Below are 19,954 nucleotides of genomic sequence, written 5' to 3' on the forward strand. Positions count from 1 at the left end.
ACAACGATGTTACGTAATTGCCCCGCCAGAGGTAAACGAAGGTGAACCTAACCCCTCAGGCGTCGTCGCCGTCGGGTTCGGGCAGGAAGACCGACGGCATCCGGTGACGTCGGGGCGCAACTGCCTCGGGACCGAGAAGCCGCTCCCTCAACGGGGCGGTCAACACTCCGAAGGGCGCCTGGAGGACGTAGCCGTAGGCGATGACGAGGCCGGTCAGCCCGGGGTTGAGCACGAGTCCGACGATGATCGCCACCACGACGAGACCCGTGCCGATCCAGGCATTCCGACTCTGGGGCGAGAGCAGGTTGCGGAACGAGCGGAACCGGATCGAGGTGACCATGAGGATGGCCGGGACGAAGCTGATGATCACCGGCACGATGAGCGAGGTGTCGTAGGCCCCGGACTGCGGTTGGTTCAGGGCAAAGATCGTCGCCATGACGACCGCAGCCGCCGCCGGACTGGGCAGTCCGACGAAGTAGCGCTTGTCCGCGGTCGGGTCGACGGTGACGTTGAACCGCGCGAGGCGGAACGCCGCACACGCCAGCCAGAAGTAGGCCGCGAGCCACGACAGCACGGGATATTCGGGCAGCGCCCAGGTGTGCACGAGGATCGCTGGCGCGAATCCGAACGAGATGAGATCGGCGAGCGAGTCCATCTGGAGTCCGAACGGCGACGTGGCCCCGACGAGGCGCGCGACCCCGCCATCGGCGATGTCCATGATGATCGACACAGCGATGAGGACAGCGGCCCAGGTGAACTCCCCCCGGAACGCCAGCAGCACCGAGGACAGCCCGCTCATCATGTTGATGATCGTGAAGATCGTCGGCGCGGTGACGCGCAGTCGCTCGCGCTTGCTCAGCTGGCGCAGCGAGACGACCTCGGCACCCGTCGGGGAGACGAGCCGCCAGCGGTCGAACCGGCGACGTTTCGCAGGGGCGTTGTCGCTCACGAGACCGCGTCCGCGGAGGGCCATCGTGCGATGACGGTCTCGCCGGCGACAACGCGCGCGCCGGCCCGAACCGTCAGGTCGACCTCCGGCGGCACGAAGACGTCCATGCGGGAGCCGAACTTCATGAGTCCGATGCGTTCGCCCGTGGCGAGTTCGTCGCCGGCCGCGACACGGGTCACGACCCGTCGCGCCATCAGACCGACGATCTGGCGGAAGTGGACGGCGCGCACCTGCCCGTCGACCTCGCGCTCGATGACGAGATCGGTGCGCTCGTTCTGGTGTGCGCTCTCATGCTTATAGGCCGCGAGCCACCGTCCCGGCTTGTAGGTCACCTCGCGCAGCCGCCCGCCGTAGGGCGCCCGGTTGATGTGGACGTCGAAGGCCGAGAGGAAGATGCTCACCTGCTGCCATTCGCCCTCCGGCGCGACACCGTCCTGGCCGGGGCCGGCATACATGACCTTGCCGTCGGCAGGCGAAACGACCGTGTCGGCGTCGAACGCGGCCCGGTCGACGTCGGGGCGCCGCTCGGGGTCACGGAAGAAGAGGGCAACGGCAGCGGGAAGCGCACCGAGGGCGAGGGCCGCACCTCGCCGCCCGGCGAGGGCCGCCACGAGGGCGGGGACGGCTGCCACGGCAGTGGCCGGGGCGGCCTCGCGGTCGATGGTGACCATGTGACTCCTTGGGTCGAGTGGGGGCCAGCCTAGGATGTCCGCCGTGTCTGCAGTCGAGGTCATCGGTCTGCGCCGTGACGTCGGCGCGGTGCGAGCCGTCGACGACGCCTCGTGGTCTGCCCAGTCTGGCGCAGTGACGGCGGTCCTCGGACCCAACGGGGCAGGCAAGACCACGACGATGGAGTGCCTCGAGGGCCTCCAGCGCCCGACCGCCGGAGTCGCACGCGTCCTCGGCGTCGACCCGTGGCACGCACCGGCCGAGCACCGCGCCCGTGTCGGCGTGATGCTCCAGGAGGGCGGACTGCCGGTGACGACGACGGCCCGCCGACTTCTGCACCACATCTCCCGGCTCCACGCCGCCCCCGCCGACATCGAGGCCCTCATGGCCCGACTGGGTGTGGATCGCGTCTCCGGTCGGTCGATTCGCCGCCTCTCGGGCGGTGAGCGTCAACGCGTCGCACTCGCCGCCGCCCTCGTCGGTCGCCCTGATGTGGCGTTCCTCGACGAACCGACTGCCGGCCTGGATCCCCACGCCCGGCTCGACGTCTGGGACCTCATCCGCGAGACCGCGACCGCGGGAGCCGCCGTCGTCGTCACGACCCACTCGTTCGAGGAGGCCGAACGCCTCGCCGACCATGTCGTCATCATGAGCTCCGGGCGGGTCGTCGCCGAGGGGTCGCTCGACGAGGTGCGCGCCGGCGACACGCTCGAGGAGCGCTACTTCGCGCTCACGGCCGGAGGCCGCCGATGAGCTCCCCCATCAGCCCCGCGCCCGCCACTGTCCCGGGTCCGGCAACCGGTCCGGCGACGCCGGTGCAGCGCTGGCTCGCTCAGGCCAGGTTCGAGACGATGACGATCCTCGGACACGGCGAGCAGCTCCTCGTGGCCCTCGTCCTCCCAGCCATGGCCCTCGTCGGACTCGCCCTGAGCGACGTCCCCGATCTCGGTCCCGGGCGGCGCATCGACGTCGCGACCGCTGGCGTCCTCGCGCTCGCCGTCGTGTCCACGGCCTTCACCGGGCAGGCCATCGCGACCGGCTTCGACCGCCGCTACGGCGTCCTGCGTTTCCTCGGCGCGAGTCCTCTCGGGCGCGACGGCCTCATCCTGGGCAAGCTCGGTGCCGTCGGAGTCGTCATCACGGTGCAGCTCGTGGTCCTCGGTGGATTGGCCGCCGTGCTCGGCTGGCGCCCGGAGGCAACGGGACTCGTGCCGGCCCTCGTCACCGTCGCCCTCGGCGCCGCGGCCTTCCTCGCCCTCGGGCTCCTCCTGGCCGGCACCGTCCGCGCCGAGGGTGTGCTCGCGCTCGCAAACCTCGCTTGGGTCCTCCTGCTGGGACTCGGAGTCCTCCTCCCGACGGATCGGTTGCCCGACGCGGTGCAGGGTCTCGCCCGACTCCTGCCCTCGGGCGCCCTCGGGGACGGCCTGCGCCTCGCACTCGTCGAGGGGCACTGGCCGCTGGCCCAATGGCTCGTCCTGCTCGTCTGGGCCGGGCTCGCGGGCGCTGCGACCGTCCGCTGGTTCCGCTGGTCCGACTGACTGCGGCACGACCACAAACGTGACGTATGCCGGGAGGCGCGCTCCCGGCCTACGTCACGTTGTGTGTCGCGGGGATTCTCAGGCGACGTCGGCCGCCAGCTCGACCCGATCGCCACTCTCCGGCGCCCGCGCGGGAACCGGGCGGCGCGACCTCAGGGTGAGCAGCGCGATGACGAGGGCGACACCGACGAAGAGGGCCGACGTGTGGAAGGCCGTGTCCGTGCCGGGCACGAAGCGCCCGGGAATCGACGCCGACGCGTAGACGCTGACGATGACGGCCAGCCCCACTGCCCCGCCGAGCTGCTGGGCCGTCTGCAGCAGACCCGAGACCGTCCCCGCGAGCGATCGGTCGACGCCGCCCAGGACGATGACCGATACAGGCATGAACACGAGCGCAGCCGACGCGCCGTTGAGGACGAGCGGTCCGAGCAGGTCGAGGGCGTAGGTGCTCGACTCCGAGATGTTGGCGAGCCACAGGAAACTGCCCGTCAGGCCCGTGGCGCCGAGGATGACGAGCTGGCCTGCGCCGACCCGGGCGACGAGACGGGCGGCCACCCGCGACACCGCGAAGATCGCCAGGCTCAGCGGCAGGAACGCCGCGCCCGTCGCGATGGGGCTGAAGTCGAGGACCCGCTGGAGGTACTGCGTCACGAGGAAGAACGTCGAGAACTGCGCCCCGACGACGAGCATCATGACGACGAGGGCGGCGCCGCGCTGACGGTTGCGGACCAACCCGAGCGGGAGCAGCGGCGCGGCCACGCGCGCCTCGGTCCGGACGAACGCCGCAAGGAGCACGGCCCCGAGGGCGAACGAGACAAGCGTCGAGGTCGCGAGCCACCCCGCGTCGGCGGCGCTGATGAAGCCGTTGACGAGGGCCACGGCGCCGACCGTGGCCGAGACCGCGCCGACGACGTCGAAACGGCTCGTCTGCCGCGGAGTCTCGGTCACGAAGCGACGTGCGAGCAGGAGGACGGCGACACCGATCGGCACGTTCACGAAGAGGGTCCAGTGCCAGCTCAGCACCTCGGTCAGCGCTCCGCCGAGCAGGAGGCCCAGCGAGGCGCCGGCCGAGGACACGGCTGCGAACAGCGCGAGCCCGCGGTTGCGAGCAGCCTCGTCGGGGGCGCTCGTCGTCACGAGGGCGAGCACTCCGGGCGCGGCGAGTGCGGCGCCGATGCCCTGAAGGGTGCGGGCCGCGATGAGCCACTCCGGGGTCGTGGCAAGTCCGCCGAGCAGGCTGGCGACGGTGAAGACCGCCAGGCCGACCTCGAACGTGCGCAGACGGCCGAGGACGTCACCGAGACGACCGCCCAGGAGCAGGAGGCCACCGAAGGCGAGGGTGTAGGCGTTGAGCACCCAGGACAGGCTTGCCGGAGTGAACCCGAGGTCGGTCTGGATGTGTGGGAGGGCCACGTTCACGACCGTGGCGTCGAGGACGAGCATGAGCTGGGCGATGAGGACGATGCCGACGCCGATCGCGGCGCGTCGTCGTTGCTGGTTCTGCGGGTCGGGGAACGTGCGTGGCACGTCGGTCGTGCGGGTGGAGTCGGTGGTGCTGGTCGACATCTGTGCCTCAGGCTTCGCGAGTCATGGGGGTGAACGCCGTCGCCCGAGTGCGGGCGCGGTCACGGGGGCGCGGCGACAGTGGCGCGCGGTGGGACGTGGAGAGGTGGGACCGGTGCAGGCGCAGGGCCTGGGCGGTCGGACGCAGGGTCGTGCTCATGGGTGCCGGACTCCTCTGTGGTCGGCGAAACGGCGTAGTATTAACGGAGAGCCACTCCGGTTCTGCAGTGACCACAATACGGAGACACTCTCCGTTTTAGCAAGGAGACTTCTGGTGACGCCTGCGAAGACTGGTCGAGCCACCCTTGACAGGGCGGCGGAATCCGTTGTGGCACAGGCGGATTCGTCTCCTGAGGCGGCCGCGGAAGCGGAGGAGAATGTTCGGCCGATGCGCGCCGATGCACGCCGCAACTACGACAAGATCCTCGCCACGGCCCGCATCGTGTTCGCCGAGAAGGGCACCGACGGGTCGCTCGACGAGGTCGCCAAGCGTGCCGGAGTGGGCGCCGGGACGCTCTACCGACACTTCCCCACCCGCGAGGCGCTCATCGACGCGCTCATGAAGGACTGGGCCGACAGGGTCTCCGCCGACGCCGATGCGGCCATCGCCACGGACCTGCCCGCGCGCGCCCTGCTCCTGGGCTGGTTCGGGCACTTCGTCGAGCACATCACGCTGCACCGTGGCGCCGCGAGCAAGATCTGCGCCGCGATGGACGACCCCTCCTCCCCCATGTTCCGCAAGTGCCGAGTCATGGGTGACGCCAACCGTCGCGTCGTCGAGCACCTCGGGGCGCGCGGTGAGCTGCGGGGTGACGTCGATCCCGCCAATGTCATGCGCCTCGTGAGCGGGGTGGCCAGCGTTGCCGACATGAGCCCCGAGGGGCTCGACGTCCGCCCCATGCTCGAGGTCGTCGTGGACGGGATCGTCCGCCCCTGATCCGTCCTCCCCTCCCCCACCACGACAGTGCGCCGCCGACGTTGATGTCGGCGGCGCACTGTCGTCACCCACCACGGGTGGGGGTCAGGCGCTGACCCTCAGCAGCGGGTTGCGCCTTGGTGGCGCCAGCGACGGTGGGCGCAGGCCCGGAGGTGACCACGCCCACCGCCACGAAGGTTGGGCGGTCAGCTCGTGGCGACCGCCGCGTCGTCGACGACGAACGACGTCTGCAGGGACGAGTCCTCGTTCATGAGGAACTTCACGACGACAGTCCTGCCCTTGTACGCCGTGATGTTGAACGACTTCTGCGTGTAGGTCGCGTTGGTGCCCACGTTGGAGTAGGTCGCCAGGGTCGTCGTCGACGAGCCGTCGACGATCTGGACCTTCACGGTGTCGTAGGCCGTCGAGCCGGACTCCGCCGTGTCGGTGCGCAGCCAGAAGGACAGGGTCGCTGCGGTGGCGGTCGACGGGATCGCGACGCTCTGCTGGACCGTCTCGGTCGACGTCGACCCGTTGCCACCGAGCCACGCCTTCCACGCTCCCGTCCGTGCGGGGCGACCCGAGTTGTTGGTGATGGGGCCCGACGTGCCTGTCCAGCTCACCGCACCCGACTCGAAGCCCGGGTTCTGCAGAAGGTTGCCGGTCGGCTGCGGCGTCGTGCCGTAGTCCTTTGCTGCATAGAGCCACAGCATGTGCCCGATGAGATCGGCTCCGCGGTCCAGCGCCGTCGCGTTGATGTTGCTCGTCGTGTCGCAGGACGAGTGGTAGCACGGGTCGAAGGCACGACCCGCGGTCCCGCCCCACTTCTGGGCCTGACTGCTCGACTTGAGGGTCTCCGCGCCGCTGAAGATTCCGGCGGTGGGGATGCCGTAGGACCGGAAAGCCGCATGGTCGCTGCGCCCCTGGACGTCGATGTACTCCCAGGGGATGCCCTTGGCGGTGTACCAGGCGGTGAGCTCGTCACGGGCTCCGTTGCCTGCCGGGTTGTCGTCGTAGACGAAGTACCCGGGGTTGGGTGAACCGATCATGTCGAAATTGAGGTAGACCTTGATCCGGTTCTTCTCGGTCGTCGACAGGCTGCTCATGTAGTGCTTGGAGCCGAGGAGGCCGAGCTCCTCGGCACCCCAGAACGCCACGCGCAGACGGTTCTTCGCAGTCTGGCCGCTCGCGGCATACGCCAGCGCCGACTCGAGCACTCCTGCACTGCCGGATCCGTTGTCGTTGATCCCGGCACCGTTCGACACGCTGTCGAGATGGCCGCCCAGCATGACGACGTTGTTGGCGTGGCCGACGGGCCATTCGGCGATGAGGTTCGAGGACTGCCCGGCAGACGTGCTGAACGTCTGCACGGTCGTGGTGAATCCTGCATCGTCGAGCTTGCCCTTCACGTAGGCGATCGAGGCGGTGTATCCGGCTCGGCCGGTGTAGCGATTGCCTCCGTTGGCCGTCGCGATCGACTGCAACTGGTTCAGGTGGGCCTGGGTGTTGGCCAGCGAGATGTCGGGGCTGGCTGCCGCGGTGGCTGTGGCGGTCGACGTGGCGCTGCGCGCAGCAGCCGTTGACTCCGCCTGCGTCGCGGGCGCCAGGGCGACACCGGCCGCGACCAGGGTCACGGTCATGGGGGCGAGGGCGCCCCGAAGGTTGGTGGGCATGAGGTCTCCTTGAGGTCAGCACAAGGGCCGGGCCGACGCTCGGTGAGAGCGCCGACCCGGCCCGGGACAACTAGCTGGTGGCCAGCGCCGTGTCGTCGACGACGAACGACGTCTGCAGGGAGGAGTCCTCGTTCATGAGGAACCGCACCGTGACCGTCTTGCCCTTGTAGGCCGCGACATTGAACGACTTCTGCGTGTACGTCGCGTTGGTGCCCACGTTGGTGTAGGTCGCCAGCGTGTTCACCGTCGAGCCGTCGACGATCTGGACCTTCATCGTGTCGTAGGCGGTCGAGCCGGACTCCGCCGTGTCGGTGCGCAGCCAGAACGACAGGGTCGCCGCAGTGGCGGTGGACGGGATCGCGACGCTCTGGTTGATCGTCTCGGTCGACCTCGAGCCGTTGCCACCGAGCCACAACTTCCAGGAACCCGTGCGGGCCGGACGACCCGAGTTGTTCGTGACCGGGCCGGACGTGCCGGTCCAGTTCACCGCGCCCGACTCGAAGCCCGGGTTCTGGAGGAGGTTGCCCCCGGTCGGCGGCGGGGTGGTGCCGCCGTCGCAGGCCTCGCTACCGGCCGGCACCGAGATGGCGTTGAACGCCGCCTCCACGGACTTGCACGTCTGGCTCGTGGCGCCGTACAGCTCCTTGGCGGAGGCGATGGCACCGTTGCGGGCTGCCGCGTAGTTGCTGCTCGAGGTCAGCTTCGTCGAGAGCGTGCGGTACCAGACCTTCTCGATGTTGCTGCGGCCTGCGCCGGTCACCGCGGGAGCCCCGCCACAGGTCGGGCTGTTGTAGCTCACGCCATTGATGGTCTTGGCGCCCGAACCCTCGGAAGCCATGTAGAACCAGTGGTTCAGCGCACCGGACGAGTAGTGCGGATCGAGGTTCTTCGTGTTCGTCGACCAGCAATCGGGGCTCGAGCCATCCTTGCTCGGCTTGTCCATGTAGCGCAGCGGCGTGCCGTTGCCGTTGATGTTGATCTTCTCGCCGATGAGGTAGTCACCCACGTCGGCCGAGGAGTTGGCGTAGAACTCGACGGCGGCTCCGAAGATGTCTGAGGTCGCCTCGTTGAGGCCGCCGGCGTCGCCGCTGTAGTTGAGGTTCGCGGTGTTCTCGGTGACGCCGTGCGACATCTCGTGGGCGGCCACGTCGATCGAGGTGAGCGGGTGCGTGTTGCCCGACCCGTCGCCGTAGGTCATCTGGGTGCCATCCCAGAACGCGTTGACGTAGGAGTTCCCGTAGTGGACCCGGCTACGAGCACCGGTGCCGTTGTTCCAGATGCCGCGGCGACCAAGGACCGAGTTGTAGTACGCGTAGGTCTTCTCGGCGCCGTACTGCGCGTCGACACCCGCCGTCTGGCGGCTCGTGCTCGAGCCGTTCCCCCACACGTTGTCCGCGTCCGTGAACTGCGTGCCCGTGCCGGACGTCGAGCCGTTGAGATCGGTCGTGTGGTTGCCGAGTGAGTCCTTGAGCAGCCAGCTGCTGCCGGACTGGATCGTGTTGAGCGTGACCGTGCCGGAGTACATCGAGCTGCCGGAGCCGTGCTTGATGTCGTCCCACGACTGGAGGATCGCTCCGGTGTCGGCGTCGACGAGGGTGTGGAGTCGGGTGGGGGTCTGGTCGGCCTTGATGCCTTCGGTGATGACCTCATAGGCGAGTCGCGCCGCACCGTCACCGGCCCAGACGACGAGCTCGCTGTCCTCGACGTTCGCCGGCGAGGCCTTGCGGGCGTTCGCCGTCGCAACCGAGGACGCCTGGGCTTCGGTCTTCCTGGGGGTTGTCGAGGCCACGGCAACCTTGCCGGAGGCGTTGACGTGGGCGTCCTTCCTGGAACCGTTCTTCTTCTCGAGCACGAGGTCACCGCCGATGACGCGCAGACCCTTGAAGGTGCGGTTGTAGCGGATGTGCTGGGTGCCGTCCGGATCGGTCACGACCGACGTGACGACGAGCTTCTCGTCGGCAGACAGGCCGAGCGCCGCGTGGTCGGCGGCGGTGTCGACCTTTGCCGTGGGCGCCGGGCTGGGGCCGGCCGGGGCGCCGTAGGCCCCTGCGAGGGGCAGGGCCAGGGGCAGGGCCAGGGCGAAGGTGACCGCCATGGCACCGGTGGAACGTCGGAACACGTCGTACCTCTTCTCGTTCGGACCGCACGGGGTGATGTGCGATCACGGATGGAAGCGTCGTCCCCCTCCGGAGCGGCCACAGGTTGTGCCGCGGGCTTCGGCGCGTCTCGAACCCAAGCGGCGAACACCGCTGCGCGTCAACGAAACTGACCAATCCTTTGCCAAACCCGGACTTTGTCAGCCGGGAGCACACCGAGAGTCAAGCCCGGGTCAAGAAATGGTCAAGTGGGTGAAGCGGACTCCCCTGTCGATGAGGCGAGGCAGGGCTCGGGACATGCCCTCGGACGTCGCACCATCGGGTCGGTTGAAGTGTCCGATGACGACGTCGCCGGGCTTGACTCCTGCCATCGCGCGCACGATGGCCCCGCGCGATGCCGTTGCGCCGCTGTCCGCGTTGACGGAGAAGCCCGCCACGGGCTGCCCGAGGCGTCGGGCAATGGTGGCCGCGACGGTGTCGACGTGGGCCGTGCCCGGTCGGAACCATCGCGGGCGGGCACCGGTGCGCTCGAGGAACCAGGGGGTTGCTGCCTCGATCTCGTCGACCACCTCACCCACGTCTCGGGTTCCGTGAATCCCGTATGCCGTCCGCTCCCGAACCGTGAGCGGCCGGTGCCGGTGCCCGTGGTTGGCCAATTCGAACAGGGGGTCGTCGGCGAGCTCGTGCGCGAATCCTCGATTGGCCTCGATCCAGCGCGTGTTGAGGAAGAGCGTCGCCGGGACGGCGAGCCGGCGCAGGGTGGCCAGGAGGTCGTGGTCGACCGCACTCCCCTTCCCTGGGCCACCGCACGCGTCGAAGGTGAGAGCGACCGCTCCATCGCGGCACGCCCCCACGACACCGGGAACGTCGAGTCCGAAGGCTGTCGGCCGCGCACCGTCGAACTCCTCGATGAGCTCGCGTCGAGTCGGGACCGCCATCTCACCCACAGGGGTGCGCCCCGGCGTGGCAGTCGGCCTCGTGCGTGTCGTGGCACTCGCAGGTGGAGCAGGTGAGGAACTCGGGGTCCCCGTGGGCGCAGCGGACGCGCCCGACCCGTCGGTGTGCGGGTCGACCTGCGCCCGCTGCGTTCCGCAGCCCGCCAGCAGCAGAGCGCCGAGCAGCACCGCATGCCGACGTCGCAGCACGTGCGACTCCCCCGCGCGTGACTCCCCCACCTGTGGCTCCCCATGTCCGTGCGCCCGGTGCTCCCCACCGGGACTTCCCCTCTGCCGGTGCCGTCGTCGGCACCTCGGCAACGGTCCCATACCCTGCGGTGGTGAGCATGCCGTTTCCGCAGAACTACCACCGCATCCTGTTCGCCAACCTCGTGGCGCAGGTCGCGATCATCGTCTCGGGTGGGCTCGTGCGCCTCACCGGCAGCGGACTCGGCTGCCCGACGTGGCCCCAATGCGTGCCCGGCTCATACGTTCCGGTGCCGCACCAGGAGCAGGGGTTCCACAAGATCATCGAGTTCGGCAATCGCACGCTGACGGGCGTGCTCGGCATCATCGCGATCCTGGCCGTCATCGCCGTGTGGCGGTGGGCACCGGTGCGCCGCTTGAAGATCGCTGCCGTCACCGTCCTTGCCGGCGTCGTGCTCCAGGCCGTCCTCGGCGGCATCACCGTGCTCACCGAACTGCACCCCGTGACCGTGGCCACGCACTTCCTCGTGTCCGCCGCTCTCGTGGCGGCCGCGGCATACCTCTGGTTTGCCCGGACCGAACCGGAGGGTGAGCCGCGCCCGCTCGTCCACGCCCTCGTCCGCCGCGTCGCCGTGGGCACGACCGCGGTGGGTGCCGTCGTCCTCGTGCTGGGGACCGTCGTCACGGGCTCGGGTCCCCACTCCGGGGATGCCGAGGCACCGGCGCGCTTCGGCTTCGACCCACGCACGATCTCGTGGCTGCATGCCGACGCCGTCATGCTCTTCGTCGGCCTGGTGGTCGCCGTGTGGCTCGCCACTCGCCTGTCGTCCGCCCCCGCGCCGACCAGCCGGGCGTGGCAGACCGTCCTCCTCGTGACCCTCGCCCAGGGCCTGATCGGCTACACCCAGTACCTCACCGACCTGCCCGAGGTGCTGGTGCTGACGCACATGTTCGGCGCCGCGGCGCTCGTCGTGGCCCTCGTCAACGGCCTGGTCCACCTGCGCGAGATTGCACAAGACTAGTTGCACAAGAGTTCTTGTGGGTCTATGGTCGCACCATGACCCCCACTGAACGACCCCACGAACAGTCGCCGTCGCGCACCCCCGACGGCGTCCGGACCATCACCGACGCCAAGGCCCTGTCGGCCATGGCCAACCCCTTCCGCTCACGCATGATGGACGCGCTCAAGGTCGACGGGCCCTCCACCGCGTCGGGCCTGGCCGCCCGCACCGGGCAGGCAGTGGGCTCGGCCAGCCATCACCTCAAGGTCCTCAACGAGGCCGGGCTCGTCGAGGAGGCACCCGAGCTCGCCAAGGACAGGCGCGAGCGCTGGTGGAAACTCGTCGACCCGGGAACGCGGTGGTCGCGCGCCGACTTCGCGTCCGACACCGCGGCTGTGACGGCGGCGTATGCCGCGGAGGCGCTCGCACTCCAGCGCCAGTTCGAACGGGTCCAGGAATGGAACGCCAACGCAGCCACCGTTCCCGAGTGGGACGACGCCGCGTTCGCGACGCAGAACTGGATGCGCCTCTCCCCCGCCGAGATGCGCGAGATGGCCGAGGAGCTCGTCGAGATCCTCGTGCGCTGGAGTCGGCGCGACGTACCCGACGACGGCGTTGAGCGCGAGTCGGTCTTCGTCTTCGCCCGCGGCTTCCCGGCGCAGCCATGAGTGTTCTCGGGAAGACCCTCACTCCCCCACCCGGGCCGGGCCACAACTTCCGACTCCTCTGGGCCGGCGAGGGCATCAGCGTTCTCGGGTCGATGACGACCACCGTCGTCTTCCCCCTCATCGCCGTCACGCGCTTCGACGCCGGCCCTCTCTGGATGGGCGTCCTCGCCGGCGCCATCTGGTTGCCCTGGCTCGTCCTCGGCCTCGTCGCCGGAGCCTGGGTGGACCGCTCCGACCCACGTCAGGTCATGATGCGTGCCGACCTCGCGTCGGCCGCCATCGTCGGCAGCGTCCCGGTCGCCTGGGCCTTCGACGTCCTCACGCTCCCCCATCTCGTGGTGACCGCGCTGGGACTGGGCTGCTGCACGGTCTTCTTCCGGACGGCATACGCAACGTTTGTCCCCCGCGTCGTCGCGAGCGACGACCTCGAACGCGCCAACGCACGGATCTACGGAACCGAGTCGGCCATGCAGATCGCCGGTCCCGGGATCGGCGGACTTCTCGTCCAGCTCCTGTCGGCCGCGTATGCCGTGGTGCTCGACGTCGTGACCTTCCTCGCCTCGTGGTGGTGTCTGGCCCGGATGCGCACGGAAGAGCTGGGTGCAGGCCCGGAGCGCGCTCCCCGCGAGCCGTTGGGTCCGCAGATCCGCGAGGGGGTCGCGATCGTCGTACGCGACCCGTATCTCCGCTTCATCTCGATCCTCGGGAGCGTGGGCAACTTCGCCCTGACCGGCTACGGCGCCCTCATGGTGCTCTTCATGGTGCGGGACCTCGACCTCGCGCCCGGCTCGGTCGGCTTCGTCCTGGCCGCGGGTTCGGTCGGTGGGCTCCTCGGCGCCACTCTGGCGACCAGGGCCACCCGATGGTGGGGTGACGCCGGGGCACTGCGCTGGCTCCAGGTCATCGGCGGACCGCCCGCGCTGCTCATCGGGCTCGCGTGGCCCGGCGCCGGCGTGCTGCTCGTCGTGGTCGGCTCGTTCTTCGTCGGCCTCGGCGTCGTGGGCGCGAACGTCGTGCGTGCGTCCTTCCGGGTCCGCTACACGCCGGCTGAGCTGCTCGGCCGGACCATGGCGACGTCGTCGGTGCTGAACTTCGGAACCATGCCGTTGGCCGGCCTCGTCGCCGGGCTGCTCGGATCCTGGATCGGCGTGAGGGAGACGATCCTGCTCATGGCCGCGGTCCACGCCATGGGTTCGCTGGCGGTGTTCGTCGGGCCCTATGCGCGCGGGCGGGACCTGCCGGATCAACCGATGAAAGGACGGGCTCGCCATCACCAACCAGCCTGAAGGTGCCCGGTAACGTCACCGCTCTCGTGGCGAGCTCCGCAGGCCCCGCACGTCCGGGCGAAGCGCTGCCATGGACCGCATCCGCAGAACGCCGAACCACAGCCCGGCACCGTAGGCCAGGTCATCCAGACGATGAGCCACGACATACCTCACCGGATCCAGCTCGGCATGCACCCGGTGCCTGTCCGCGAGACCCTCGGCCACGGCCGCGACCACGAGAGCACGCCGGGCCCGAGGCGACCGCGTGGCCAACAGGACGGTCAACGGCCAGTAGTGCCTGTTCAGCGCGGCAGCCGTCTGCCACAGCACGGCGACACTTCCCTCCAGCGTGAGCACCGCGGCCGCCCGCAGCGGGCGCTCACTGCGAGCGAGCCGGCGTGACGTGCCCAGAGTGGCGAACGCCGCAGCGCCGAGAGCCACGGGAACCGACCAACGGCGCTGAGCTTGGCGGCGTCGATCACCGAGCCTCCGCCGATCGCGATGATGACGTCGCACTCCTGCTCTGCGTAGAGCGCGTGTGCCCTGCGAATCTCATGGTCCTTGGGGTTGGGCGTGACCTCGCTCCAGATGATGGGGGCCAGCCCCTCCTCCTTGAGCACCGCGAGCAGCAGTGACACCCAGCCGGCCTCGATGATGCCCGGATCCGTCACGAGGAACGGCCGACGGGCACCCAGGCGAATGGCGGCGTACCCCGCCTCGCCCACGGAGTCGGCTCCGAACACCACCTCCGGTGCGTGGAACTTCGCCAAGGTCGACGGAGCCTGAACGTCATGACGTGGCGGAAGGAGGGCTGACACCACGGCGCCTCCTCACTCGGGTCAACGACAGAAGATCCCGCCGGCGAGTCCGGACCCCGTCGTTGGGACGCACTCACCTTAGACGCCCGGGCTGCGCCGGTGCGTGCCCGGGAGGGAGAGGGCGTACCTCTCCATGAGGGCAGGTATGCCGTCCGGAGACTCAGCGGATCCCTCCGCCGACGTCCACGACCGACCCGTTGAGCAGCCCACCCGGGACCGAGCAGCAGTGCACGATGGTGGCGGCCACCTCCTCCGGCTCGTGCACTCGCTGGGTGAGCTGGTGTTCTGCCAGTTTCGACGGGTCTGCCAGCCCGTACAGGCGAGCCGTGGCGTCGAGCATCGCGGTGCGCGTCGCTCCCGGTGAGACCGCCACAGCGCTGACCCCGGTGCCGACGAGATCAGCTGCCAGCCCACGCACCAGGCCGATGACGGCGTGCTTGACAGCCGCGTACGCCGACAGCCCGAACATCCCCCGTGTACCGGCTGTCGACGCAATCGCCACGAAGCGGCAGCCCGACGGGTCAGGACCGGAGAGCATCACTGGAATGGCGGCCACCGCCGCGTTCCACACGCCGAGCACGTCCACCTCCCAGAGGGTCTGGAGGTCCCCTGGCGGCGTCTCCCAGGCACAACGACCACCGACCATCACTGCTGCCGCCGCGACGACCACATCCAGCCGACCCCAACGATCCTGCGCCAACGACACCGCCGCGCGAAGGGCCTCAGCGTCTCGAACGTCGGCCACGAACGCCTCGATGGCGTCACCGAGGTCTGCCAGATCATCGAGGTCCGACACCGACGCCAGCGGGTACTCGACTCCCTGCATACCGTGGCCATCGCCCAGGCAGGCGTCGAAGGCCACGACCCGGTAGCCGCTCGCCACGAGTGACCGCACCGTTGCCGCGCCCACCCCCCGGGCCGCTCCGGTGACGAGGGCGACCCGGGATGCACTCACGTTCGGCTGACGCCCAGCACCCGGGTGAAACCCGTGGGCACGATGACGTCCTCCGGTGTGAGGTCGTGGATCGAGGAATGGCCGAGCCCGAGCAGGGCCGAGTCAATCCCCCCGCGCAGGATGTCCAGGACATTCTCGACACCGGGTTGGCCACCGGCTGCGAGACCCCACAGGTAGGCCCGCCCGATCATCACCGCTTTGGCGCCGAGAGCCAGTGCCTTGACGACGTCGCTCCCTCGCCGGATCCCGGAGTCGAGGACCACCTCGACGTCGTGTCCGACAGCGGTCGCAATGGCCGGCAGCGCACGAATGGGCGCCGGCGTGCTGTCGAGGTTGTTGCCACCGTGGTTGGACACGGAGATGGCGGTGACTCCCGCGTCACGAGCAGCCAGCGCGTCGTCGACCCGGCAGATGCCCTTCAACATGAACGGTCCACCCCACGTCTCGCGCAGCCACGCAACGTCCTCCCAACTCGGCGGCGGTGTGGTCATCCACTCGCCGTAGGCACCGAAGAAGGTGGGCGCTTGGGCGCCTGGCTCTGCCAGATTCGGAGTACTGAGGTCGGGAAGGCGGCCGGACCGGACGAAGTCGGCCAGCCACCGGGGACGGCGCAGGACTTCGGGCGCGAACTTCGCCATCGCCTTGAGGTCGAGTCGCTCCGGGATCTTGGGACTCCCCCAGTCTCGCCCGTGGGAGAACGACCAGTCCAGTGTGGCGATCAGCCCGACCGCCCCGGCGTCGCGGGCACGATCCATCCGTCGAACCATTGCGTCGCGGTCACCCATCCAGTACGTCTGGAAGAACGTCTGCGGGTTGGCCTCGACCACGTCGGCCAACGGCTTGCTGGCGAACGAGCTCAGCCCCATCGCCGTTCCCCGTGCGGCAGCTGCCCTCGCAACGGCGACCTCGCCCTCCGGGTGCACTGCTTGCACCCCCGTGGGCGAGATCAGCACGGGAAGCGAGATGTCCTGCCCCATGATCGTGGTGGACAGGTCTCGCTTCGCGGCCAGCCCGGCCACATGGGGCGCCAGTCCGAGCTCCCCGAACGCCGCGGTGTTGTCGCTGTAGGACACACCCTTCTCGGATCCTGCCAGGAGCGCGGAGTACACGGACGGTGGCAACCGTCGCTTCGCCCGTTGTTGAGCCTCGTTCACCGTCTCGAACCACTGGCCCATGTGGCCTCCTCCTCGTGTCGTCCAGATGACGCTAGGACGCTGACGGAGACGTGTGAACTGCCCGTCCGAAGGGGACGGAGCCCACCCCGACCTGCCGGATCAGCCGATGGAGAGATGGACCAGCGGGTCGATGGCGACCGCGAGGAACAGCAACGTCACATAGGTGATCGAGAAGTGGAAGAGGCGCATCGGCTTGAGCACCTTGGTGGCGGCACCCTGCTTCGCGAGGTGAAGGAGTCGGTGCGCCTCGCCGATGAAGAGGCCGCCACTGGCCAGGGCGGCGACGAGATAGATCCAGCCCATGTCGGCAACCGGGACCAGAGTCAGTGACACGGCGACCATGACCCAGCTGTAGGCGACGATCTGCCGGGCGACGGCGATGGCACCACGCTCCACCGGGAGCATCGGGACGTGGGCGTTGGCGTAGTCGTCCTTGAAGGCCATCGAGAGCGGCCAGTAGTGCGGCGGCGTCCAGAAGAAGATGACGAGGAACAGGATCACCGCCGGCCACCCGACGGTGCCCGTCACCGCGGACCAACCGATGAGCGTCGGCATGCAGCCGGCGACGCCGCCCCAGACGATGTTCTGCGGCGTCCGCCGCTTGAGGATCATCGTGTAGAGCACGGCGTAGAGCGCGATCGCGGCCAGGGACAGGAGCGCCGACGCGACGTTGACGAACGCGACGAACCACGCTGTGGAGATCACCGTGAGCGCCAGGCCGAAGATCACGCCGGCTCGCGGGGTGATCTCACCGGTGACCATGGGCCGGTTCTTCGTGCGGTCCATGAGGGCGTCGATGTCGCGGTCGTAGACACAGTTGAACGTGTTGGCCGCGCCGGCACTCAGCGTGCCACCGACGAGCGTCGCCACGACGAGCCACAGGTCGGGCACCCCGCGCGCTGCCAGGAACATCACCGGAACCGTTGTCACGAGCAGCAATTCGATGATGCGAGGCTTTGTGAGGGCGACGTAGTTGCCGACCGATCGCTTCCAACCGGTCGTCGGCGACGCCGTCGAGGTGGTGGTGATCGGGGCGGTTGCCACGGCGTCCTTCGGGGTCATTCGCGGTGCGAGGGGGCTGTGAAGTCACTGCGAGTCTAACCGTGGGGTCCGATGTGGTGAGACACGGTCGTCCCATGCCCGGTGGTGCGGTCTAGGGTGGGATCGACGGTTTGACCTGCATCACATTCCTCGACGTCAGAGAGGCTCCTCCGTGACCACTACCCCGACGAAGGCAGGCAAGGGTTCGACCCGCCGCGCCTCGGCTGCAGCCGCCGCTCGTTCCACCGACCTGGCCCGCCCGACGGCTCGCAAGGCCAAGTGGAACGACCTCGATGTCCGAGCGGTCGACACCGTCCGCGTCCTCGCGGCCGACGCCGTCCAGAAGGTCGGCAACGGGCACCCCGGAACGGCCATGAGCCTGGCCCCCGCGGCATACCTGCTGTTCCAGAACGTCATGACGCACGACCCGTCCGACCCGACCTGGCTCGGCCGTGACCGGTTCGTCCTCTCGTGCGGCCACTCGAGCCTCACCCAATACATCCAGCTCTACCTCTCCGGCTACGGCCTCGAACTCAAGGACCTCAAGGCGTTGCGGACGTGGGGCTCGCTGACCCCCGGCCACCCCGAGGTCCACCACACGCCCGGCGTCGAGATCACGACCGGTCCGCTCGGCTCCGGGCTCGCCTCCGCCGTCGGCATGGCCATGGCGCAGCGTCGTCAGCGCGGCCTCCTCGACCCTGATGCAAAGGCGGGCACGAGCCCGTTCGACCACCACGTCTGGGTCATTGCCTCCGACGGTGACCTGATGGAAGGCGTTGCCTCCGAGGCCAGCTCGCTCGCCGGCCACCAGGAGCTCGGCAACCTCACCGTCGTCTACGACGCCAACCAGATCTCGATCGAGGACGACACCGACATCTCGTTCTCCGAGGACGTGGCGATGCGCTACGAGTCCTACGGCTGGAACGTCGTCGACGTCGACTGGCGCCAGAGCAACGACCCGGCGGGATCGGCCGACTACGTCGAGGACGTCGACGCACTGCTCACTGCACTCACCGCGAGCAAGAAGTCGTCGAAGCCGACGCTCATCCGCCTGCACACCGTCATTGCCTGGCCCTCCCCCACCAAGAAGGGCACCGGCAAGTCCCACGGCTCCGCCCTCGGGGACGAGGAGATCGCCGGACTCAAGGAGTTGCTCGGCTTCGACCCCAAGAAGACGTTCGAGGTCGACAAGGACGTCCTGGCGCACGCCCGCAAGGTCAAGGCACGGGGCAAGGCCGCGCACAAGGACTGGAACAAGGGCTACGCGGCGTGGCGCCGCAAGAACAAGGACGCCGCCGCCCTCCTCGACCGTCTCGTCGCCGGCGACCTGCCCGACGACTTCGAGAAGGCGCTGCCGACCTTCCCCGCCGACGAGAAGGGCATCGCGACCCGCGCTGCCTCCGGCAAGGTGCTCGGCGCCCTCGCCCCGGTGCTCCCCGAGCTGTGGGGTGGCTCCGCCGACCTGGCCGAGTCCAACAACACGACGATGACGGGTGAGCCCTCCTTCATCCCCAAGTCGAAGCAGACGCACGAGTGGAAGGGCGGCCCCTACGGCCGCACGCTGCACTTCGGCATCCGCGAGAACGGCATGGGCATGATCCTCAACGGGATCGCGCTCGAGGGTCTGACCCGCCCCTACGGCGGCACCTTCCTCGTCTTCTCGGACTACATGCGCCCGGCCGTTCGCCTCGCCGCGATCCAGCAGTTGCCGGTGACCTTCGTCTGGACCCACGACTCCATCGGTCTGGGTGAGGACGGTCCCACCCACCAGCCCATCGAGCACCTCGCCTCGCTGCGCGCCATGCCCGGCCTGGACGTCGTGCGTCCCGCTGACGCCAACGAGACAGCGGCGGCATGGGGTGCCATCCTCCGCAACGCCGCGCCGGCTGCCCTCGCGCTCAGCCGTCAGGCGCTCCCGACCGTCGACCGGTCGACCCACGCCAAGGCGAGCAACGTCGCCAAGGGCGGATATGTCCTCATCGACGGAGGCGACGACGGCAAGCAGGCCCCCGAGGTCATCCTCGTCGCCACCGGCTCCGAGGTCTCCGTCGCTCTCGAAGCTCGACTCGCCCTCGAGAAGTCGGGTGTCTCCACACGCGTGGTGTCGATGCCGTGCCGCGAGTGGTTCGACGCCCAGACCAAGGCCTACCGCGACAAGGTGCTCCCGCCCGCCGTGCGCGCCCGCGTCAGCGTCGAGGCCGGCGTGGCCCAGGGCTGGCGCGAGATCGTCGGCGACGCCGGCCGCTCGATCAGCATCGAGCACTTCGGTGCCTCGGCCGATGCCGGAACGCTCTTCCGTGAGTTCGGCTTCACTCCTGACGCCGTCGTGAAGGCCGCGAAGGAATCCATCAAGGCTGCACAGGCCGATGCCACGGTCGCCGGCGCCGTCGAGACCGCACCGCGCAGTCGCAAGGACACCGGAACCGACGTACCCACCACCAAGAAGCCTGCCCGCAAGAGCGCGGCAACGGCTGGGAAGTGAGTT

At 69.2% G+C, this 19,954-nt stretch carries 18 protein-coding genes; 7 read left to right on the forward strand and 11 right to left on the reverse strand.

Annotation, left to right across the window (positions count from 1 at the left end; all coding sequences use genetic code 11):
* Positions 1-55: 55 nt before the first annotated feature.
* A complete protein-coding gene (gene pssA, locus N803_RS05395) occupies positions 56-949 on the reverse strand; it encodes a CDP-diacylglycerol--serine O-phosphatidyltransferase (RefSeq protein ID WP_245617020.1) in 894 nt (297 codons plus the stop codon).
* Entirely contained in the window at positions 946-1,620 is a 675-nt protein-coding gene (locus tag N803_RS05400; RefSeq protein ID WP_035903152.1) for a phosphatidylserine decarboxylase, read from the reverse strand. Before N803_RS05400 ends, pssA begins: the two co-directional genes overlap by 4 nt.
* 34 nt (positions 1,621-1,654) lie before the next feature.
* Between N803_RS05400 and N803_RS05405 the strand changes: the two genes are divergently transcribed.
* The gene (locus N803_RS05405; RefSeq protein ID WP_035903153.1) at positions 1,655-2,371 is read left to right on the forward strand and encodes an ABC transporter ATP-binding protein; all 717 of its coding nucleotides are present in this window, start codon (positions 1,655-1,657) and stop codon (positions 2,369-2,371) included.
* Positions 2,368-3,156 carry an ABC transporter permease gene (locus N803_RS05410; RefSeq protein WP_052111816.1) on the forward strand — a complete coding sequence of 263 codons (789 nt, stop codon included), beginning with the start codon at positions 2,368-2,370 and terminating at the stop codon, positions 3,154-3,156. Before N803_RS05405 ends, N803_RS05410 begins: the two co-directional genes overlap by 4 nt.
* Before the next feature lie 78 nt (positions 3,157-3,234).
* On the opposite strand, the gene N803_RS05415 is transcribed toward N803_RS05410, so the two are convergent.
* Both N803_RS05415 and N803_RS18225 read right to left on the reverse strand, forming a co-directional pair.
* Complete coding sequence (locus tag N803_RS05415; RefSeq protein ID WP_084764046.1) at positions 3,235-4,722, reverse strand: MFS transporter; 1,488 nt, start codon at positions 4,720-4,722, stop codon at positions 3,235-3,237.
* A 7-nt stretch (positions 4,723-4,729) separates the two neighbouring features.
* Positions 4,730-4,879: a hypothetical protein gene (locus N803_RS18225; protein WP_156969660.1), complete on the reverse strand. Its 150-nt coding sequence runs from the start codon at positions 4,877-4,879 to the stop codon at positions 4,730-4,732.
* A 228-nt stretch (positions 4,880-5,107) separates the two neighbouring features.
* Here N803_RS18225 and N803_RS05420 point away from each other — a divergent pair, with 228 nt between their 5' ends.
* Positions 5,108-5,656, forward strand: a complete 549-nt coding sequence (locus tag N803_RS05420) for a TetR/AcrR family transcriptional regulator (protein ID WP_035903154.1) — start codon at positions 5,108-5,110, stop codon at positions 5,654-5,656.
* 185 nt (positions 5,657-5,841) lie between these two features.
* Here the strand turns inward: N803_RS05420 and N803_RS05425 are convergent, their stop codons facing one another.
* The 3 genes from N803_RS05425 to N803_RS05435 all read right to left on the reverse strand — a co-directional run bounded on the left by N803_RS05425 (position 5,842) and on the right by N803_RS05435 (position 10,579).
* A complete protein-coding gene (locus N803_RS05425) occupies positions 5,842-7,308 on the reverse strand; it encodes a M28 family peptidase (RefSeq protein WP_035903155.1) in 1,467 nt (488 codons plus the stop codon).
* Between the two features lie 70 nt (positions 7,309-7,378).
* Positions 7,379-9,427 (reverse strand): M4 family metallopeptidase, encoded by a 2,049-nt coding sequence (locus N803_RS05430; RefSeq protein WP_245617021.1) that lies wholly within the window; start codon positions 9,425-9,427, stop codon positions 7,379-7,381.
* 210 nt (positions 9,428-9,637) lie between these two features.
* On the reverse strand, positions 9,638-10,579 hold the full coding sequence (locus tag N803_RS05435) for a polysaccharide deacetylase family protein (RefSeq protein WP_035903156.1): 942 nt from the start codon (positions 10,577-10,579) through the stop codon (positions 9,638-9,640).
* 107 nt (positions 10,580-10,686) lie between these two features.
* Here N803_RS05435 and N803_RS05440 point away from each other — a divergent pair, with 107 nt between their 5' ends.
* Genes N803_RS05440 through N803_RS05450 form a run of 3 tightly spaced genes read left to right on the forward strand, consistent with a single transcriptional unit; the run spans position 10,687 to position 13,501 of the window.
* Positions 10,687-11,568: a COX15/CtaA family protein gene (locus tag N803_RS05440; RefSeq protein WP_035903395.1), complete on the forward strand. Its 882-nt coding sequence runs from the start codon at positions 10,687-10,689 to the stop codon at positions 11,566-11,568.
* Positions 11,569-11,603: 35 nt separating this feature from the next.
* Positions 11,604-12,215, forward strand: coding sequence for an ArsR/SmtB family transcription factor (locus N803_RS05445; RefSeq protein WP_084764048.1), 612 nt, complete (start codon positions 11,604-11,606; stop codon positions 12,213-12,215).
* Positions 12,212-13,501 (forward strand): MFS transporter, encoded by a 1,290-nt coding sequence (locus tag N803_RS05450; RefSeq protein ID WP_052111818.1) that lies wholly within the window; start codon positions 12,212-12,214, stop codon positions 13,499-13,501. The genes N803_RS05445 and N803_RS05450 overlap by 4 nt, the downstream gene beginning before the upstream one ends.
* Before the next feature lie 281 nt (positions 13,502-13,782).
* Here the strand turns inward: N803_RS05450 and N803_RS05460 are convergent, their stop codons facing one another.
* The 4 genes from N803_RS05460 to N803_RS05475 form a co-directional block, all read right to left on the reverse strand.
* Positions 13,783-14,301 (reverse strand): iron-containing alcohol dehydrogenase, encoded by a 519-nt coding sequence (locus N803_RS05460; protein WP_035903158.1) that lies wholly within the window; start codon positions 14,299-14,301, stop codon positions 13,783-13,785.
* 157 nt (positions 14,302-14,458) lie between these two features.
* Positions 14,459-15,253, reverse strand: coding sequence for a mycofactocin-coupled SDR family oxidoreductase (locus N803_RS05465; RefSeq protein ID WP_035903159.1), 795 nt, complete (start codon positions 15,251-15,253; stop codon positions 14,459-14,461).
* Positions 15,250-16,428 carry a pre-mycofactocin synthase MftD gene (gene mftD, locus N803_RS05470; protein ID WP_035903160.1) on the reverse strand — a complete coding sequence of 393 codons (1,179 nt, stop codon included), beginning with the start codon at positions 16,426-16,428 and terminating at the stop codon, positions 15,250-15,252. Before mftD ends, N803_RS05465 begins: the two co-directional genes overlap by 4 nt.
* 99 nt (positions 16,429-16,527) lie before the next feature.
* Complete coding sequence (locus tag N803_RS05475) at positions 16,528-17,490, reverse strand: heme o synthase (RefSeq protein ID WP_425402398.1); 963 nt, start codon at positions 17,488-17,490, stop codon at positions 16,528-16,530.
* Positions 17,491-17,641: 151 nt separating this feature from the next.
* On the opposite strand from N803_RS05475, the gene tkt reads away from it, so the two are divergent.
* Complete coding sequence (gene tkt, locus N803_RS05480; protein ID WP_035903162.1) at positions 17,642-19,951, forward strand: transketolase; 2,310 nt, start codon at positions 17,642-17,644, stop codon at positions 19,949-19,951.
* The last annotated feature ends 3 nt before the right edge of the window (positions 19,952-19,954 follow it).

It is taken from the genome of Knoellia subterranea KCTC 19937, from assembly GCF_000768685.1.
GTDB classification, from domain to species: domain Bacteria; phylum Actinomycetota; class Actinomycetes; order Actinomycetales; family Dermatophilaceae; genus Knoellia; species Knoellia subterranea.

Bases quoted from the DNA above. Each gene is read 5' to 3' on its own strand.
- mftD (WP_035903160.1), bottom strand. From the start codon at position 16,428: ATGGGCCAGTGGTTCGAGACGGTGAACGAGGCTCAACAACGGGCGAAG.
- N803_RS05405 (WP_035903153.1), top strand. From the start codon at position 1,655: ATGTCCGCCGTGTCTGCAGTCGAGGTCATCGGTCTGCGCCGTGACGTC.
- N803_RS05475 (WP_425402398.1), bottom strand. From the start codon at position 17,490: ATGACCCCGAAGGACGCCGTGGCAACCGCCCCGATCACCACCACCTCG.
- N803_RS05425 (WP_035903155.1), bottom strand. From the start codon at position 7,308: ATGCCCACCAACCTTCGGGGCGCCCTCGCCCCCATGACCGTGACCCTG.
- N803_RS05440 (WP_035903395.1), top strand. From the start codon at position 10,687: ATGCCGTTTCCGCAGAACTACCACCGCATCCTGTTCGCCAACCTCGTG.
- N803_RS05400 (WP_035903152.1), bottom strand. From the start codon at position 1,620: ATGGTCACCATCGACCGCGAGGCCGCCCCGGCCACTGCCGTGGCAGCC.
- N803_RS05420 (WP_035903154.1), top strand. From the start codon at position 5,108: ATGCGCGCCGATGCACGCCGCAACTACGACAAGATCCTCGCCACGGCC.
- N803_RS05415 (WP_084764046.1), bottom strand. From the start codon at position 4,722: ATGTCGACCAGCACCACCGACTCCACCCGCACGACCGACGTGCCACGC.
- N803_RS18225 (WP_156969660.1), bottom strand. From the start codon at position 4,879: ATGAGCACGACCCTGCGTCCGACCGCCCAGGCCCTGCGCCTGCACCGG.
- N803_RS05445 (WP_084764048.1), top strand. From the start codon at position 11,604: ATGACCCCCACTGAACGACCCCACGAACAGTCGCCGTCGCGCACCCCC.
- N803_RS05450 (WP_052111818.1), top strand. From the start codon at position 12,212: ATGAGTGTTCTCGGGAAGACCCTCACTCCCCCACCCGGGCCGGGCCAC.
- N803_RS05410 (WP_052111816.1), top strand. From the start codon at position 2,368: ATGAGCTCCCCCATCAGCCCCGCGCCCGCCACTGTCCCGGGTCCGGCA.